Raw genomic sequence first — 14813 nt, 5'->3', positions numbered from 1 at the left:
AAGTTTATTTTACCGGCATCGGCAAAAGATCTTTTTCAACGATTGCAAATACTTTCTCCCCTTTTTGGGGTTCAACCCGGTAGGTTCCGGTAAACTTGCTGAATGCCGGCAAGATGCTATACGCCTGGCCAAAATAAAAACACGGAAAATGCAATGACTGCTTTCCTCTTCCATTTAGTGTAATACCGGGATGTACATGGCCTGAGAAAACATATTTGCCTGCCTGCAGCTTTAGTTTTGGTTTTACTATATCATGTACAAATAAAAAATTATTGACGGAATAGGGCTCATTATGCACAACGATATCAGCTTCTTCGTACCAGCGGTTATCGAGGATGTCATGATTGCCTTTTGCCAGGTGAACTTCCATGGACGAAAAATCTTTTCGCCATTTTCTGAACAGATCCATTTCCCTGTTGGCTATGCTGTGTGTAAGATCACCAACGATGATCAACCGCTCTGCTTTAAAAAAAAGTATTTGCGCCAGCAGCCGGTGCAGATCATCTTTATAAACTCCTGCGGGTACGCCAATGCCGGCTTTACGAAAATGCCCCGTTTTGCCTACGTGAAGATCAGCGATGATCAGCGTTCTTTCATCCTCCCAAAATAAGGTTCGCTCATTGCTAAGAATTAAATGATCATCACCAATAATATGTGATAACAAACTGGCCATAAGGTTTGCAAATCTAAGAAGCTGTTTAATTTTTTTAGAATCAAACTTGCCTGCGGGTAGGGAGGCACAGTTATGGTAAGATAATGATGACTTTCGCTGATTTTATCTTAATAAATCATCATAATCAGTGTTATCAGCGTTCTTACATTTCCGGACTCTCAACTTTCCAACTGCGCCTGCATTCTTCTAACCCGGTCTTCCAGCTTTTCAGAAGAAAGATCTTCCCGCATACTATCAACTTTGATAGGAAAGCAAAACGGTGTCAGTCGTTCAGGAAAAGTGATAACGATGTTTGATGTTTGAATCCGTTGCAGCATATCCCTTAGCCTTACTTCTTCCATTTGCTGGTCAAACACCTCCTGGTAAGCCTGGCGTAAGAGCAAATTGCCCGGTTCATATTCACTAAAAACATTAAACAGGAGAGATGCGGATGCCTGCAGGTGCCTCGCTTTTATTTTTTCACCTGGTAATCCCTGGAAAATCAATCCGCCAATAACGGCTATATCCCGGAATTTTCGCCGGGCCATCTCTGTAGCGTTCACACTGCGTTGAATATCGGCAAGCAGGTTGTCCGGTGAAAAAAGTTCGTACACATTTGAATCATCAACAGGTATCGGCTGATCACTCAACAATTCAAATCCGTAGTCATTCATGGCCAACGAAAACGTAATAGGAGTGATGCGGCTGATGCGCCAGGCTAGTATGGCTGCCATTGCTTCATGAACCAACCTTCCTTCAAATGGGTACACAAAAAGATGAAACCCATCTTTAGTCTCTATATGTTCGATCAATAGTTCATTGGCTTTGGGTACGTGCGACAATTTTTCCTGCAGTCCAAACAAAGGTTGCAATACTTTCAACTCCACTACTTTTTCACGTTTGACTGCTGACTTTTGACTTCCTGCCTCTGACAACTGCTCCCTCAGTTTCTTTCCCAGGTTCGCACTTAGCGGCATACGTCCTCCTTGCCAACTGGGTACAATGGATTTTTTGGCGTTGCTTTTTCTCACGATCGCCGTCATATCCTTTATCATCACAAATTCGAGATTTCTGCCTGCAAGCGTAAAGACATCTCCTGGTTGCAGGCGAGAGACAAACCATTCTTCGATAACGCCGATAAATCCACCACTTAAAAATTTTACTTTCATCATCGCTTCACTGACAATGGTGCCAATATGCAGCCGATGTCGCATCGCTATTTTCCGGCTGGTGATTTTATAAAGGTCGTTTTGTATCTCTATCTTCCTGAATTCATCATATTGCTGTAATGCATTGCCCCCGGCCGTGATAAAATGAAGCAGCTGCTCCCATTCTGTTCGTTGAATTTCCTTATAACAATGTGTTGCTGTTATTTCGGCAAAAATTGTGTCAGGATCAAAACCATCTGAGATGGCTAAGGTGTTCAGGTACTGGATCAGCACATCAAAACACAATAACATCGGCTGACGGCTCTCGATCAGGTCTTCGCTGATAGCACGTTTCAATGCGGCCGCTTCTACAAGTTCCAATGAATGAGTTGGCAGGAAATAAATTTTGCTGATGGCATCCGGGCTGTGCCCGCTTCGTCCGGCACGTTGTAAAAAACGGGCTACTCCTTTCGGTGAACCTACTTGTATCACCGTTTCTACCGGGCGAAAGTCAACTCCCAGGTCAAGGCTTGCCGTGCAGACTACGGCTTTCAGATTACCGCTATGCAAATTCTCTTCTACCCATTGGCGCAGTTCCATTTCAATAGATCCATGATGCAACGCAATAGAGCCGGCAAGGTCAGGACAGGCGTCTAAAATTTTTTGATACCAGGTTTCACTCATACCCCTGGTATTTATGAAGATGAGTGTCGTTTTGCTTTGGTCAATGATGGGAATTACCTTATGAACCAATTTAATACCTAAATGGCCTGCCCAGGGATATTTTTCAATTTCATCAGGGATGATCGATTCTATTTCAATTCTCTTTTTAATCGCCGCACGAATGATGACCCCCCTTTTTTTTAAAGGAAACAATAATACTTCTTTGGCTTCTTCCAGGTTTCCGATGGTGGCGCTGATTCCCCAGATCGACAATTGGCAATTTGCAATTGGCAATTGACTGCCGCCAATTGTCAATTGCTTATTGTCTGTTGCATATTGCAAATTGTCCGTTGCAGATTGCTCATTGCAAATTGCTCCTTGACTATTCACAATTCTCGATACGGCCAGCTCTACCTGTACGCCCCTTTTACTTCCCAGTAGTTCGTGCCATTCATCAACGGCAATAATTTTTAATGAGCGAAAAACTTCGGGATAACCTGTTTGCGCCAGCAACAGGTGAAGGCTTTCCGGTGTAATGATCAATACCTCCGGCATCTGTCGTTTTTGCTTTTGTCTTTCACTGGTATCTGTGTCGCCATTTCTGATACCGACTTTCCAACTCATGCCCAATTCCTCAATTACTTCCTCCATGGCTCGGCCAATATCTTTGGCTAATGCCCGTAAAGGAGTAATCCAGAGAAGCTGAAGATTATTTTTTGCTCTCGTTTTATAATTGGCAGGATGGCGATTAATAAAATCAATAACGGAACCTAAAAAAACAGAGTAGGTTTTACCACAACCCGTGGGCGCATTTACCAAACCACTTTCACCGTTGATGATTTGCTGCCAGGCTTGTTGTTGAAATAAAAAGGGTTGACGATTTTTTTGCCCTAACCAATCACTGATGATCTTATATCCAATCGATTGTTCCAAATTATTTTGCATACACCGCCTTTTTCGGTCAACCACTTGTGCTCTTCGGGCTTATCCTTTTTATAAGTCCGAATTTACCTGAAGAATTTATTGATTGGCAAAGATAAATTTTAGCTCCTTGATTTTGGCAGCTCCAGCTTTTGCTATCGGTCAGCCTTCACCCGTGAAAATAACTACCGGAATACCGTTAAAAAACAGTCTGAAAATCCGTGTAAATAATTCGTAAAAGTGCAGGAGATAACGCAAATTAGAGAAAGGATTTGTTGATCCTGGTCAATAGTTTTCTTTTCAGCAACATTTGAGAAGTATATCCCAACCCCTAGTTGTTTCATCCCGGATATCTGCCAAGGTAATTCCTCCAATATTCTGAGAACCCTCCTTTTTCTTATACTAAAACTACTTGCTATGCCAATTCGCCTTTTTTTAGTGGATGATCACAAACTGCTGACCGATGCGTGGACCGCTATGCTGGGCGCCGATTCAAGATTTGAAGTAACAGGAGCTACCAATGACTCCGCCACAGCTCTGGCTTCCGTCAAAGAATTAAAACCGGACATTGTTTTACTGGATCTAAGTATGACGCCGGTCAATGGTTTTGCTCTTACGCAGGCTATAAAGGAATATGACAGCAAAATTGGCATTATCGTAATTACCTATTATGACTTGCCGGTATATTATACCAAGATCATGAAGGCGGGGGCGAATGGATATATAACCAAAACTTCGGCATCGGAGGAGCTGATAGAAGCCATTTTGCAGGTGTCAAAGGGAAACAACTATACCTGTAAGGAAATGGGACAAACTATTATTGAAAATATGATCAATCCCGGCGAGATGCTGGCGGCTATCAAGAGTCTCACTCCTAAACAGCTGGCCATAATTGAATTAATAAAAAAAGGGCTTTCTTCAAAGGAAATTGCCGGCTATCTTGGCGTGTCGCCAAAAACTGTAGAAGTACACCGATACAATATTTTAAAAAAACTGGGACTTAAAAACAGTGCGGCACTCATCAATGAGATGAACCTCCGCGGGATTTGATTTGCCTTCTGCTTTACTAATTACAAAAAATCACCCGGGAAATTCATGTCGGATAAAATCTACATGTTACGTATAAATGCAATGACGCAGGATAGATATAAAGCACTATTTTTTTTCGGCAACGCTATTTTTTTCTTTGTAACTGCAAGGAGGGGATGATAGGTCAAACTGGTAAAACAGCGATAACCGGTTATTGATTTCAAACAAATAATTCAATATTTATTTTTCTAAGCTGTTTTACGATTAATCAGCCCGGCAGTTGTAGTATATTTAACCCCGAAAACTATTAACGAAATCCAAATCCGGCTTATGTACCCAATTCGCCTTTTTATTGTTGATGATCATAAACTCATTACCGACGCCTGGACCGAAATGTTGAACGCCGATTCCAGGTTCAGGGTTGTAGGCGCCACCAATAATTCAGCACTTGCGCTTTCATCAATAAAAGAATCTTCTCCTGATATGGTACTGGTGGATCTTAGCATGGAACCCATTGATGGTTATACACTCACCAGGGATATCATTGAGCATAGTTATACAATAAAGGTGATAGCGATTTCCTACTTCGACATGCCGGCTTGTTGCAGCCGGGTAATGGAAGCAGGCGCCAGTGGTTATGTTACCAAAACCTCATCGGGTGAAGAACTGGTAGAAGCAATTATAGAAGTGTTTAGTGGAAAAAGATATACCTGCACAGAGATCAATCAAAGCATTATACAGGAAATAGTGCAACCGGATGAGATGACTCATGCTATCAGATCGCTTACGCCAAAACAGCTATCAATTATCGATTATTTAAAAAAAGGGTTCTCATCCAAAGAAATCGCAGGGTATCTGGGTGTCACTAACCGCACAGTAGAAATTCACCGGTATAACATTATGAAGAAATTGGGATTGAAAAACATTGCGGCGCTTATCAATGAACTGAATATGCGTGGTATCTGATAGATTAAGTAGTGAGCAAAATTAACTGTGTTACAATATAAAAGAAGAGCCGGTTTTGCCGGCTCTTCTTTTATCCATCAGCAACGCCTGCTCTATAAAACAAGCTATTTCAATGTCCGGTCAAAAACTACTTATGCAATGAATCATGCTGGGCGCCCATGGTATCTACGGGCACAGTCATAGTATCCCTGTTGATGGTATTGTCTTTTTCAATTATAGTGCTGTCTTTAATAGTGCTTTCATTGGTGCTTTCATTATTACAGGCTAACATAAAACCCGCTATGCACACGATCAGTAATTTTTTCATAAAAGTTGATTTTAGCAGAATAACTTTCAATTATATTGCCAATAAGAGCAATGGTATTTTGTCCTTTTTTGCCGGTTAAAAATGGGTAATGAATTACACATATCCGGCCGGGTGGGTAAATTATTTACCGTTTAGGTTAAGCCGCTAATTGCTTTCATATACCCTTAGTGATTTGCTTCTTTAGCATCGCTTCAGCCTTTGTTGAACTCACCAGTTTCAGCGGTTGAAATTGCTTATTTTCCAGCTTGTTGTAATTGATAAAAAAATCAACTAATTCCTGGTTATGCTTTTTCGGGAGTTGGTGTATGTCTTTCAGGTGTTGATAAAGACGGGAATCTAGAGGCACAAGCAGGAAGCGATCATTGCGAAATTTTTTCTTGCCCGGTATTTTTTGATTGGCCAGCAGGGCGCCAATAGTACGGCACTCCATTTCGACACCCGGGTAGGTGCTACATTCTGTTATGACCATTGCATCCAGCGGGTCGCCATCTTCTGCGGTAGTATATTGGATCATTCCAAAATCATAAGGAAACACCATACCCAGGGGCAACATTTTTTTCAGCCTGAGAACCTTCTTTTTTTCATCAAAGAAATATTTGCCGATGGAATGCCTGGGAGTTTCAATCATGACGGTTACTGAAAACATAAGTAATGATATTTTCTTTTAATGATTAACCACTGTTAAGCTGAGATATTGATAGGGCATCATATCGGCTTCTTTTTTGGTAGAGAGTTACAGGCAGTCATGCTTCAGCATAGATGGTTTAAATACCATGCCATGAAATAAAAAAAGGCCAGGCGATTTAAACTCAATAATGGTGATATGAAAATTGTGCATACTTCAAGTCCGCAAGATCAAGCGACTACCCTTCGGCTACCGCTCAGTAGCGATTGGCAACAAGCCCGGCAATTTGAGCAGGAAGGCGAATGGGAAAAAGCTATAAAAATATACAAGCGTATGCTTAAAACACAACCACTGAATGAAAAACTTTACGATCGGCTTATGATTATTTACCGGAAAAATAAAAATTACCAAAAGGAGAAAGAGATCATTAATACCGCCATCCGCGTTTATGAAAAATTTTATAAAGAAAACGAAAAAACGACGATCACCAAAAAAGTTGCGGCAATCAGCAAGGCACTGTTGAAGTCTTTGCAAATGACGGATGCAAGAGGTCGTCCCTCTCCGCAACGGGAACCCGTTAAACGATGGACCAAAAGAAAACAATGGCTGCTAAATCGGCTAAATTCATAGTAGTAAAAGCGGCGGGAACTGGCATGCTTTTTTTAATATAATTTTTATGCGCAAGTCATTTTCAGTGGGCTCCATTGAAAAGATCCAGCTTGAATTGGCGGACCTCGACCGTGGTTTTGTTAATATCAGGGGTAAAAAATTAAAACCGAGTCAATGTTATCGTTTTGATACAGGCAGCGGCAATATTTTGTTTAATACCAATTGTCCCGAGGGGTTAAAACAAAAAATACAGGAAATAGTAATGAAGTATTTGAATACACCAAATGATTAAAACGGATCATTCACGGCGGCGACCAATTTTCAACCAGGGGAAAATTATGCTGTATGAAGCTTAATTGTTGGACAATAGTACGCCGGCTTTTTCCTTTATAACCTCACTGATTTTTCCTTTAAAAAAGGAAAGTGCAAAAGGAAGTTTGCCATCGATGTGCACAAAATTTTCTTCGACTTTTATTTTCCCGGAAAGATCAAATCCTTTGGCAGAGAAACTGAATTCACCCTCATTGCCATTCCAGGTTTCTTTGACATCCTTTATCGTGTCTGCCTGGTCCCGTTGTAATTGCTGCAATAAGCCCTGGATACGGCTCAGGGCTTCCTGCGGCGCTAATTGATGAGGAATCGAAATATCAAGTGTTGCCATTAGCTAAATGATCATTGCTTCACTTACAAAAGTGTTGAATTGTCATCAAACGGGGAAAAATTATCCCAGGTTTTTTAGCCACTTTACCAAATCATCTTTAGCTTGTCCAGTTTTTTTCTGCACCCTTCCCCAAAATTCGTCATCCTTTCCTTCTTCATATTTCAAATCATCATCAGTAAGGTTGGCATATTTCTGCTTTAGTTTTCCTTTCCATTCATTCAATTTTCCTTTTAATTCCATTTTATCCATAACACACAATTTAGAGTTAACAAAAAAGTTGATACAGTAAACGATAAAAAAATTGTGCCAACAAGTGACGATAACCTGGGTCTCACCACCTGTTCAATGCGTGGGATTTTAGCAAAATATTTTTGGATATATTAAACTATTACTGCGTAGGGATCATTTTGACAATTAACGGTTAAAAAGCGGTTTGTTTATTCGCTGACTTATAGATTACTTTAATTCGCCCCGGAATTTTATCCACTATCCGGAATTTTTTTAAGGCTGATGATATAAAATTGAACGGAGATAAAAGCAAACAACGCTCTTACTTCGTAGATTTGCGGCTGTTGATTATGAATGCTCCAAAGAATATTGCTTTTACAAAGCTGATCAAGATAAATGGCCGTCTGCGTGAATTTAACTTTCGGAAACGGCCTGCAGGTTACTATGATGTAAACACCAATGATGAACGGGGCAACCGTTTCTTCTTTAAGCTGGAACAGCAGGAAGGTGAGTGGACGATTTCCGACCAGGAGTTACCTGCGTGGTTGATTCACAATAAACCCTCGATTGTTGAAGCCGTACAGGGGGAAGAATAATTTTCGCCGGGCACAATAATATTATTCAGCACATCAGGGCGGCATCCACTTCGGGTGCTGATCCTGATTGGATAATGGATAAAAATTCCAATGCCAGGCATTACAGGTATAATAATCTTACCGGTAATAGGATGATAATCTGAAGCGTTAGCAATAGTTAATGAAAAGGAAAATCTAAACGCGGCTCAATTACATATTCCAAATTGATTTCTTACATTGACGTAAATAGGCTATCTTCATGGAAGTCAGATAAAAATACCACATCATTCAGTTAGGATCAGTAGCGATTCTTATTCTTCGACACAGTAATTGTTTTCTCCTCTTTTCTCCTTGTTGCTGTTTTTTTATCAGTATCTACTAAATCTTAAAAATTCGAGAATGAACATGTATGTGTCTAACCTGGGATTTCATATCACAGCGGATGATCTGAGGAAATTATTTGAACCATTCGGACTGGTAATATCAGTCAAAATAATCCTGGACCAGGCAACCGGCAATAGCCGGGGATTTGGATTCGTCAAAATGGAATCCGGTACGGAAGCCAGCCTGGCGATGAATAAACTAAATGGAAAAGAAATGGAAGGCAGGTTTATTTCTATCTCTGTTGCCAGAGAAAGAGAGGAACGCCCGGGCAAAAGAAGCTGGTAAACAACAGGCCAAAACAGCAGGCAAACTAATTCTTTTTCGGTCTCACTTAAATAGTAATCAGTCACCCAATAAATTTCATATGGCTACAATCATCGAGATCGCAAATGCCGACAGGAATCTTAGTTTATTCAGTAAAGGAATTAAACTGGCCGGTCTGGAGGGCAAACTAAATGAGATCGGACCCTTCACGATCCTGGGACCTGTCAATCTTGCGTTGAGGCGATTGATGTCCATGACGTATGACCAACTGCTGGAGCCGGCGAATAAAAATAAGCTCGTAGATTTTTTATCAGGCTATATTCTTTCGGGTAAAAAAATGTTGGCTGATTTTAGAAACGATCAGAGACTGTCTACACTCCAGGGAAAGATGGTAACAACCACTATTAAGAACGGGGATATTCATATCAATGGAGCTAAAATACTGGCAAAAGACAGGCAGGGGGCAAATGGTGTGATTCATTTACTGGATGGCACCTACATGCAATAGTTTTTTAACGAACAGTGAGTAAAGAATATATAATTCAAAATTGTATCATGCATTTTCAAAAAGAACATCTCGAAGGAACACATTACCACTGGTCAACCGGGAGTCAAAAAAATAAATTTATGGGTCAGCCCAGCCGTCGATCATTTGACCGCTTTGATGGCGACCAGGTACTCTTCCTGATCAACTTTTATGGATCGGTAGCAGACAGGTTCAGCATTGCCGAAGGTAAAAAAATTGAATACGCTATCTACCATCATTTACCACTTGATGCAAAAAGTGAAGTATCAGTATTTAACTGGATCAGGAATGACTGTTTGGCCGAACAGGAAACACCGGTCAATAAAAGTTAAAAACAGCTTATGACTTACGACGAAATTGAAAACATCCTTCAGAATAAATACCCCGATAATGCCGTTGTGAAAATTAATTTCAGAACCCGTAATTCCGTGAACGGCATTTTTATTAAAACAGCTGACTACAAAGAACTGAGCCGGAAAAACCTATGGCGGATAGTCAGTGCTACTTATATGGATGCCTACAGACAATCTCACGATGAAAGTTTAGCCAGGATCTTCAACGGGACGGAATTTACAAAACTGGAACTGGTCCGATAACTAGCTATGAACTGCACAGACCAATTTAAAAAAGCACCGCAGTTATATGTCTATGTAAAATGACTGCTCATCTACTTCATTTTTCTTTCACAAATTGAAAACGTTAAATATCCGCTGTCCCTAAATTATTAAAAAACGAGAAAGCGATTCGATCATAAATGTTTTTATAAGTCTTCGCAGGTAAATAATGCTTCTTTCACTTGCCATAGATCTCCAGTATTTTTTTCAGATCATCCAGCGTATTGATTTCATCCGGTTTTTTATCCTGCCGCCAGCGGTTCATCCGCGGAAAGCGCAGTGCAACACCTGACTTATGCCGGTTACTGGCGGCAATACCTTCAAAGGCTATTTCAAAAACCAGTTCTGGTTTTACTGTACGAACGGGGCCGAATTTCTCCAGTGAATTTCGCTTTACAAAATTGTCGATCTGCGCAAATTCCTTATCCGTTAATCCTGAATAGGCTTTGGTAAAACTCACCAGCTTGTCACCATCTTTTACCGCAAAAGTATAATCCGTATACAGGTTGCTACGGCGCCCACTTCCTTTTTGTGCATAGATCATCACGGCATCGATCACCAATGGATCGATCTTCCATTTCCACCAGTCACCTTTTTTGCGACCCACGCCATACACAGATTTTTTTCGCTTCAGCATGATTCCCTCGCTGTTAATATCCCTGGCCTTGTTTCTTTGTTCAGCCAGTTCCTGCCAGCTTGAAAAGGAAACAGCAGGCGATAATTGCAATACAGGTTGTGCCGCTGCCGTGATTATTTTTTCTAACAGCCTTCTTCTTTCTTCCATCGGGTTTTCACGGATGTCTTCGCCTCCATACTCCAGCACATCATAAGCGATAAACGCTACCGGTGCTTCCTGCAAATGTTTTTTAGTCACATTCTTTCTCCCAATCCGGGTTTGTAAGATGGCAAACGGCAACGCCTTACCATTAAGATAGGGCATGATCTCGCCATCCAGCACGGTTCCTTGCGGCAGGTGATCTTTTAAAACATGAAACTCGGGAAATTTTTCCGTCATCAATTCTTCACCGCGGCTCCATACGAATAACTCGGCGTTGCGTTGAATGATTTGTCCCCGTATGCCATCCCATTTCCATTCGGCCTGCCACTCATCCTCGGGTCCTATTTCGCCAATAGCAGTTTCCAATGCATAGGCCAGGTAAAAAGGGTAGGGGCGTGAATAATCAACCGTATGTTCACTCAACAACTCATTAAATGGAGTATTTACCGGGTCCCAGTTACCGCTGATACGGTGAGCGATCGTATTGGGTTCCAGTTGCACAATCTTTGACAAGGCATTCACCATTGATTTTTGTGATACCCCGATGCGAAAATTCCCGGTGATCAGTTTATTGAAAACAAAACGTTCGTCCCGGTCCATATTCATCCAGCTGCTCGTAATGAACAATTTTTTTTCTTCCACACTGGCTTTTTCCAACTGCATTAGTTTTTCGATATAAAAATGCAGCGACTCTTCACCCTGGATGCTGGAAGCCTGTTCGGGCAGCAATAAGGCGATTGTTTCAGCAAGGTCGCCGACCGTCGAATAGCTTTCACTAAACAGCCAACCCGGCAGGCCGGTAATTTCCATGCACCATTCGCCCAAAAGGCTTGAACTGACCGTGCGCCTTGGCCGCCGGCCACTGAAAATAGCGATCACCCACACTTTATCCTTATCATTCGCTACGCTGAAAAAATCAGCCAGTGCCTGCAGCTTATCATTCGTCTTGGTGCTGGTGCCCAATACTTTTACCAATGCCGCAAATTGTTTCATCAATCAATATTGTTACTTGTTGAAATCTGCAAATGTGACAATCCACAATTTTTTCTATACATCTTCCTCCGCCGCCCCATTTTCTTCATCATTTCCATACTCCGTTTTTATTTCTGCGGCCTCAATACCCAGTTCGTTCAGGTAACGGCTAAACGCAGCCTGGAAACCATGCGTCACATATACTTTGGAAGCCCCGGTATCTTTAACGGTCTGTAGCAAGCCATTCCAGTCAGCATGGTCGCTCAACGCAAAACCCGCCTCGGCATTTCTTCGCCGGGTATTGCCCCGTACCTGCATCCAGCCACTACATATACCCACCGCATAGGGAGCGAACCGTTTCATCCACGGTGTGCCATCTGCACTTCCGGGTGCGATTACCACTCCACCGCGATAATGCTCTTTAGGTAACGCCGGATTGACCCTTTGCACGACGGGTAAATGCCAGCCCGCATTTACCAGTGCCATATGCACATTGTAAACCGCCCCATGCAAAAAGATGGGTAGCCCGGTTTCGGCGATACTGGTCAGTAATCGTTGTGCCTTGCCCAGGCTATAGGCCATCAGCACCGATACTTTGCCATCGGCTTTATTCGCCAGTATCCAATTCTGTATCTCCTTAAAAATTTCTTGTTGCGGCTTCCACCGGTAAATTGGTAAGCCAAAGGTTGATTCCGTTACAAACACATCACAGGGCAGCACTTCAAAAGCTCCACTCAGTCCATCATCTTCGCATTTATAATCTCCGCTTATTACCCATACTTCACTATTCTTTTCTACTCTCACTTGTGATGAGCCGATAATATGGCCCGCGGGGTGCAGCGAAACTTTTACCCCGTGCAGATACACGGGTTCGTTCCATTCCACGGTTTGATAAAGATGCTCACCCAGCCTCAGTTGCAAAAGGGGTTTGGAAAAAGAATGACAGAGATAATGCTGGCTGCCCCACCGGGCATGATCGCTATGAGCATGGGTGATCACAGCTTTATTTACCGGCTCCCAGGGATCAATATAAAAATCGCCTGCGCGGCAATACAGTCCTTTATTCGTGAATTCGATCAATGGCATGAACAGTAAATTAGTAAAACAAGTAATTGTATCAAGGCAAATGCGTGCCAAAGTAAGATGGGTGCCAAATGGAAGACCGTCGTTCTTGTTCAGGCCAGAATAAAAAAATGCTTCCCTTTTTCAAAAAGAGATCACCAGGAATGGTTTCTTAAATATCTGGCAGATGCATCAAAAAATAAGACTATGATGTTGGCAATAAATGGTGCAATAAAACACATTTTTTTAGCTCAATTGATAATAAAAAAAATAATAGGTGTTTCCTCTTGGAAATAACAAATACAAGATCTATTTTGGAGCTCAATTGGATGTTTTACCTGCGGGTGACGCCCTTGTAAATACAACTTAACTCCACCATCCTCGGATAAAGAATTACCCTTTCCCTCAATTTTTTCGACTATCACCGTACTCCCTGATTGCTGCCATCCCTTATTTTCTTCCGGGAAGATTACTGATAATCCTTGTTTAAATCAACACACCTTGGTTATTGTAATGCAAACAATGTTCATGCTGCCGATTTGTGCGTACATAACTGTTTTAAAGAAAACCTGCCTGCTGGTTAATGGACCAACCAGCAAGGCTATATTTTTTATGACTACCATCCACCGCATTTTTTCCATTCCAGATAATCTAAACCACCATTTATTAAATTAAAAGCTACCGATTATGAGCAGAGATGTTTGCTTTCCGAACCAGTTCCCATACCCCGGCCCATGGGTTAAAACGCTGGCCGGCTATTTTAAAACTTACATTGCTGTTTTGTTGGTTTTTATTTCAACAAAGTCATTTGCACAAACCTTTCCTCCCCTCAGCTCCTGCACCTCCAAAGACCTGGAGTTGGTGGGAGCATCTTTGCCGGCACCTGCCAACGACCCTTGCCAGTGCAGCGGAATGCGAACCTTAGTGTTAACCATTGCCAACAAAACGGGTTCTACAAGAACATCGTTCGCTTTATGGGGTACTTTAGTAAGGTATAACGCAGCAGGTACAGAAATAAGTCGGGAGCCAATAGTAGCCTGCGCCGGCCCTATTCCCAAAAACAGCACAACTCCCCTGGTTTCCGATAAAGAAATAACTATTAGTTGCGGTGAATCATTAGACATAATTGACCTATATCTCGCATGGACTTCTGCCTCACCTGGTGAAACCTGCAGTGTTTTAAAGGCCAATCCATCCACTATTAATCCCAAGTGCGGAACACTGCCCTTGATACATGTGGGTATTGGTGTGGATGGCGCCCTTGTTACTACCAACGCCACTTGTTCAGCAGGAGGTTCTATCAAGGTCACTCCTTCGGGAGGTGTAGGCCCTTATACTGTAAAATTAGACAATGGTACTCCGGTTAATGTCGCAGCAGGCGCCTTTACCACTTTTACAAATGTTTCGGCGGGTGCGCATAGTGTCGTAATTACCGATAGCAGAAATTGCAGTACTACCAAAAATCCTTCAGTAGGCTCCCCGGCGGCCGTAACCGCTAATGCAGGAGGTGATTTTGAGAAAACCTGCATAGCCAATACGAGTGGCCAAACAATCGGCGAGGTGAGTGAGGCAGGCTTTACTTACTCCTGGACGCCAACTGCCGGTTTGAGTGCAACTAATGTCAGCAACCCAACAGCCAATCCAACCAGTACTACAACTTACACCGTAACAAAGACTAATATCGCTACAGGTTGTTCGGATGACGATGCCGTAACTGTAACGGTGAATACCACTGCTCCAACAGCCGATGCAGGAGATGATTTTACCAAGACCTGTACAGCCAATGCAAGTGGCAAACAAATTGGTGAGGCTAATGATGCAGCCTTTAC

The 14813-nt window shown here is 42.1% G+C and carries 18 protein-coding genes; 10 read left to right on the top strand and 8 right to left on the bottom strand.

Annotated elements, in window-relative coordinates:
- Nucleotides 1-4: 4 nt before the first annotated feature.
- Nucleotides 5-673: a ligase-associated DNA damage response endonuclease PdeM gene (pdeM, locus tag ACFEL9_RS19390; RefSeq protein WP_385893714.1), complete on the bottom strand. Its 669-nt coding sequence runs from the start codon at nt 671-673 to the stop codon at nt 5-7.
- 158 nt (nt 674-831) lie between these two features.
- Complete coding sequence (locus ACFEL9_RS19385) at nt 832-3408, bottom strand: ligase-associated DNA damage response DEXH box helicase (RefSeq protein ID WP_385893713.1); 2577 nt, start codon at nt 3406-3408, stop codon at nt 832-834.
- 393 nt (nt 3409-3801) lie between these two features.
- On the opposite strand from ACFEL9_RS19385, the gene ACFEL9_RS19380 reads away from it, so the two are divergent.
- Nucleotides 3802-4434: a response regulator gene (locus tag ACFEL9_RS19380; protein WP_385893712.1), complete on the top strand. Its 633-nt coding sequence runs from the start codon at nt 3802-3804 to the stop codon at nt 4432-4434.
- A gap of 309 nt (nt 4435-4743) precedes the next feature.
- Nucleotides 4744-5379, top strand: a complete 636-nt coding sequence (locus ACFEL9_RS19375) for a response regulator (protein ID WP_385893711.1) — start codon at nt 4744-4746, stop codon at nt 5377-5379.
- A gap of 127 nt (nt 5380-5506) precedes the next feature.
- Here the strand turns inward: ACFEL9_RS19375 and ACFEL9_RS19370 are convergent, their stop codons facing one another.
- A complete protein-coding gene (locus tag ACFEL9_RS19370; protein ID WP_385893710.1) occupies nt 5507-5686 on the bottom strand; it encodes a hypothetical protein in 180 nt (59 codons plus the stop codon).
- Between the two features lie 154 nt (nt 5687-5840).
- Nucleotides 5841-6332 (bottom strand): inorganic diphosphatase, encoded by a 492-nt coding sequence (locus tag ACFEL9_RS19365; protein WP_385893708.1) that lies wholly within the window; start codon nt 6330-6332, stop codon nt 5841-5843.
- A 177-nt stretch (nt 6333-6509) separates the two neighbouring features.
- On the opposite strand from ACFEL9_RS19365, the gene ACFEL9_RS19360 reads away from it, so the two are divergent.
- Complete coding sequence (locus tag ACFEL9_RS19360; RefSeq protein ID WP_385893706.1) at nt 6510-6941, top strand: tetratricopeptide repeat protein; 432 nt, start codon at nt 6510-6512, stop codon at nt 6939-6941.
- A 46-nt stretch (nt 6942-6987) separates the two neighbouring features.
- Nucleotides 6988-7212, top strand: a complete 225-nt coding sequence (locus ACFEL9_RS19355; RefSeq protein WP_385893704.1) for a hypothetical protein — start codon at nt 6988-6990, stop codon at nt 7210-7212.
- Nucleotides 7213-7272: 60 nt separating this feature from the next.
- On the opposite strand, the gene ACFEL9_RS19350 is transcribed toward ACFEL9_RS19355, so the two are convergent.
- Both ACFEL9_RS19350 and ACFEL9_RS19345 read right to left on the bottom strand, forming a co-directional pair.
- Entirely contained in the window at nt 7273-7581 is a 309-nt protein-coding gene (locus ACFEL9_RS19350; protein ID WP_385893702.1) for a polyhydroxyalkanoic acid system family protein, read from the bottom strand.
- A gap of 60 nt (nt 7582-7641) precedes the next feature.
- Nucleotides 7642-7830, bottom strand: coding sequence for a CsbD family protein (locus tag ACFEL9_RS19345; protein ID WP_385893700.1), 189 nt, complete (start codon nt 7828-7830; stop codon nt 7642-7644).
- A gap of 329 nt (nt 7831-8159) precedes the next feature.
- Between ACFEL9_RS19345 and ACFEL9_RS19340 the strand changes: the two genes are divergently transcribed.
- The 5 genes from ACFEL9_RS19340 (at nt 8160) to ACFEL9_RS19320 (ending at nt 10154) form a co-directional block, all read left to right on the top strand.
- Complete coding sequence (locus tag ACFEL9_RS19340; protein WP_385893698.1) at nt 8160-8405, top strand: hypothetical protein; 246 nt, start codon at nt 8160-8162, stop codon at nt 8403-8405.
- Between the two features lie 378 nt (nt 8406-8783).
- A complete protein-coding gene (locus ACFEL9_RS19335; RefSeq protein ID WP_385893696.1) occupies nt 8784-9053 on the top strand; it encodes an RNA recognition motif domain-containing protein in 270 nt (89 codons plus the stop codon).
- A 79-nt stretch (nt 9054-9132) separates the two neighbouring features.
- The gene (locus tag ACFEL9_RS19330; RefSeq protein ID WP_385893694.1) at nt 9133-9540 is read left to right on the top strand and encodes a fasciclin domain-containing protein; all 408 of its coding nucleotides are present in this window, start codon (nt 9133-9135) and stop codon (nt 9538-9540) included.
- 47 nt (nt 9541-9587) lie between these two features.
- Complete coding sequence (locus ACFEL9_RS19325; protein ID WP_385893692.1) at nt 9588-9890, top strand: hypothetical protein; 303 nt, start codon at nt 9588-9590, stop codon at nt 9888-9890.
- A 9-nt stretch (nt 9891-9899) separates the two neighbouring features.
- Entirely contained in the window at nt 9900-10154 is a 255-nt protein-coding gene (locus ACFEL9_RS19320; protein ID WP_385893690.1) for a short-chain dehydrogenase, read from the top strand.
- Nucleotides 10155-10350: 196 nt separating this feature from the next.
- Here the strand turns inward: ACFEL9_RS19320 and ACFEL9_RS19315 are convergent, their stop codons facing one another.
- Complete coding sequence (locus tag ACFEL9_RS19315) at nt 10351-11943, bottom strand: ATP-dependent DNA ligase (protein WP_385893688.1); 1593 nt, start codon at nt 11941-11943, stop codon at nt 10351-10353.
- Between the two features lie 54 nt (nt 11944-11997).
- Complete coding sequence (locus tag ACFEL9_RS19310) at nt 11998-13008, bottom strand: ligase-associated DNA damage response exonuclease (protein WP_385893686.1); 1011 nt, start codon at nt 13006-13008, stop codon at nt 11998-12000.
- A gap of 663 nt (nt 13009-13671) precedes the next feature.
- On the opposite strand from ACFEL9_RS19310, the gene ACFEL9_RS19305 reads away from it, so the two are divergent.
- On the top strand, nt 13672-14813 hold a 1142-nt coding region (locus ACFEL9_RS19305; RefSeq protein WP_385893684.1), incomplete at its 3' end, for a SprB repeat-containing protein.

Source organism: Terrimonas alba, assembly GCF_042434975.1.
Classification (GTDB): Bacteria; Bacteroidota; Bacteroidia; order Chitinophagales; family Chitinophagaceae; genus Terrimonas_B; species Terrimonas_B alba.
This window is presented reverse-complemented; position numbering and strand designations above follow the sequence as displayed.

Coding starts and splice junctions, on each gene's coding strand:
- ACFEL9_RS19330 (WP_385893694.1), top strand. CDS start 9,133: ATGGCTACAATCATCGAGATCGCAAATGCCGACAGGAATCTTAGTTTA.
- ACFEL9_RS19325 (WP_385893692.1), top strand. CDS start 9,588: ATGCATTTTCAAAAAGAACATCTCGAAGGAACACATTACCACTGGTCA.
- ACFEL9_RS19385 (WP_385893713.1), bottom strand. CDS start 3,408: ATGCAAAATAATTTGGAACAATCGATTGGATATAAGATCATCAGTGAT.
- ACFEL9_RS19320 (WP_385893690.1), top strand. CDS start 9,900: ATGACTTACGACGAAATTGAAAACATCCTTCAGAATAAATACCCCGAT.
- ACFEL9_RS19345 (WP_385893700.1), bottom strand. CDS start 7,830: ATGGATAAAATGGAATTAAAAGGAAAATTGAATGAATGGAAAGGAAAA.
- ACFEL9_RS19355 (WP_385893704.1), top strand. CDS start 6,988: ATGCGCAAGTCATTTTCAGTGGGCTCCATTGAAAAGATCCAGCTTGAA.
- ACFEL9_RS19360 (WP_385893706.1), top strand. CDS start 6,510: ATGAAAATTGTGCATACTTCAAGTCCGCAAGATCAAGCGACTACCCTT.
- ACFEL9_RS19310 (WP_385893686.1), bottom strand. CDS start 13,008: ATGCCATTGATCGAATTCACGAATAAAGGACTGTATTGCCGCGCAGGC.
- ACFEL9_RS19315 (WP_385893688.1), bottom strand. CDS start 11,943: ATGAAACAATTTGCGGCATTGGTAAAAGTATTGGGCACCAGCACCAAG.
- pdeM (WP_385893714.1), bottom strand. CDS start 673: ATGGCCAGTTTGTTATCACATATTATTGGTGATGATCATTTAATTCTT.
- ACFEL9_RS19335 (WP_385893696.1), top strand. CDS start 8,784: ATGAACATGTATGTGTCTAACCTGGGATTTCATATCACAGCGGATGAT.
- ACFEL9_RS19350 (WP_385893702.1), bottom strand. CDS start 7,581: ATGGCAACACTTGATATTTCGATTCCTCATCAATTAGCGCCGCAGGAA.
- ACFEL9_RS19375 (WP_385893711.1), top strand. CDS start 4,744: ATGTACCCAATTCGCCTTTTTATTGTTGATGATCATAAACTCATTACC.
- ACFEL9_RS19365 (WP_385893708.1), bottom strand. CDS start 6,332: ATGTTTTCAGTAACCGTCATGATTGAAACTCCCAGGCATTCCATCGGC.
- ACFEL9_RS19340 (WP_385893698.1), top strand. CDS start 8,160: ATGAATGCTCCAAAGAATATTGCTTTTACAAAGCTGATCAAGATAAAT.
- ACFEL9_RS19370 (WP_385893710.1), bottom strand. CDS start 5,686: ATGAAAAAATTACTGATCGTGTGCATAGCGGGTTTTATGTTAGCCTGT.
- ACFEL9_RS19380 (WP_385893712.1), top strand. CDS start 3,802: ATGCCAATTCGCCTTTTTTTAGTGGATGATCACAAACTGCTGACCGAT.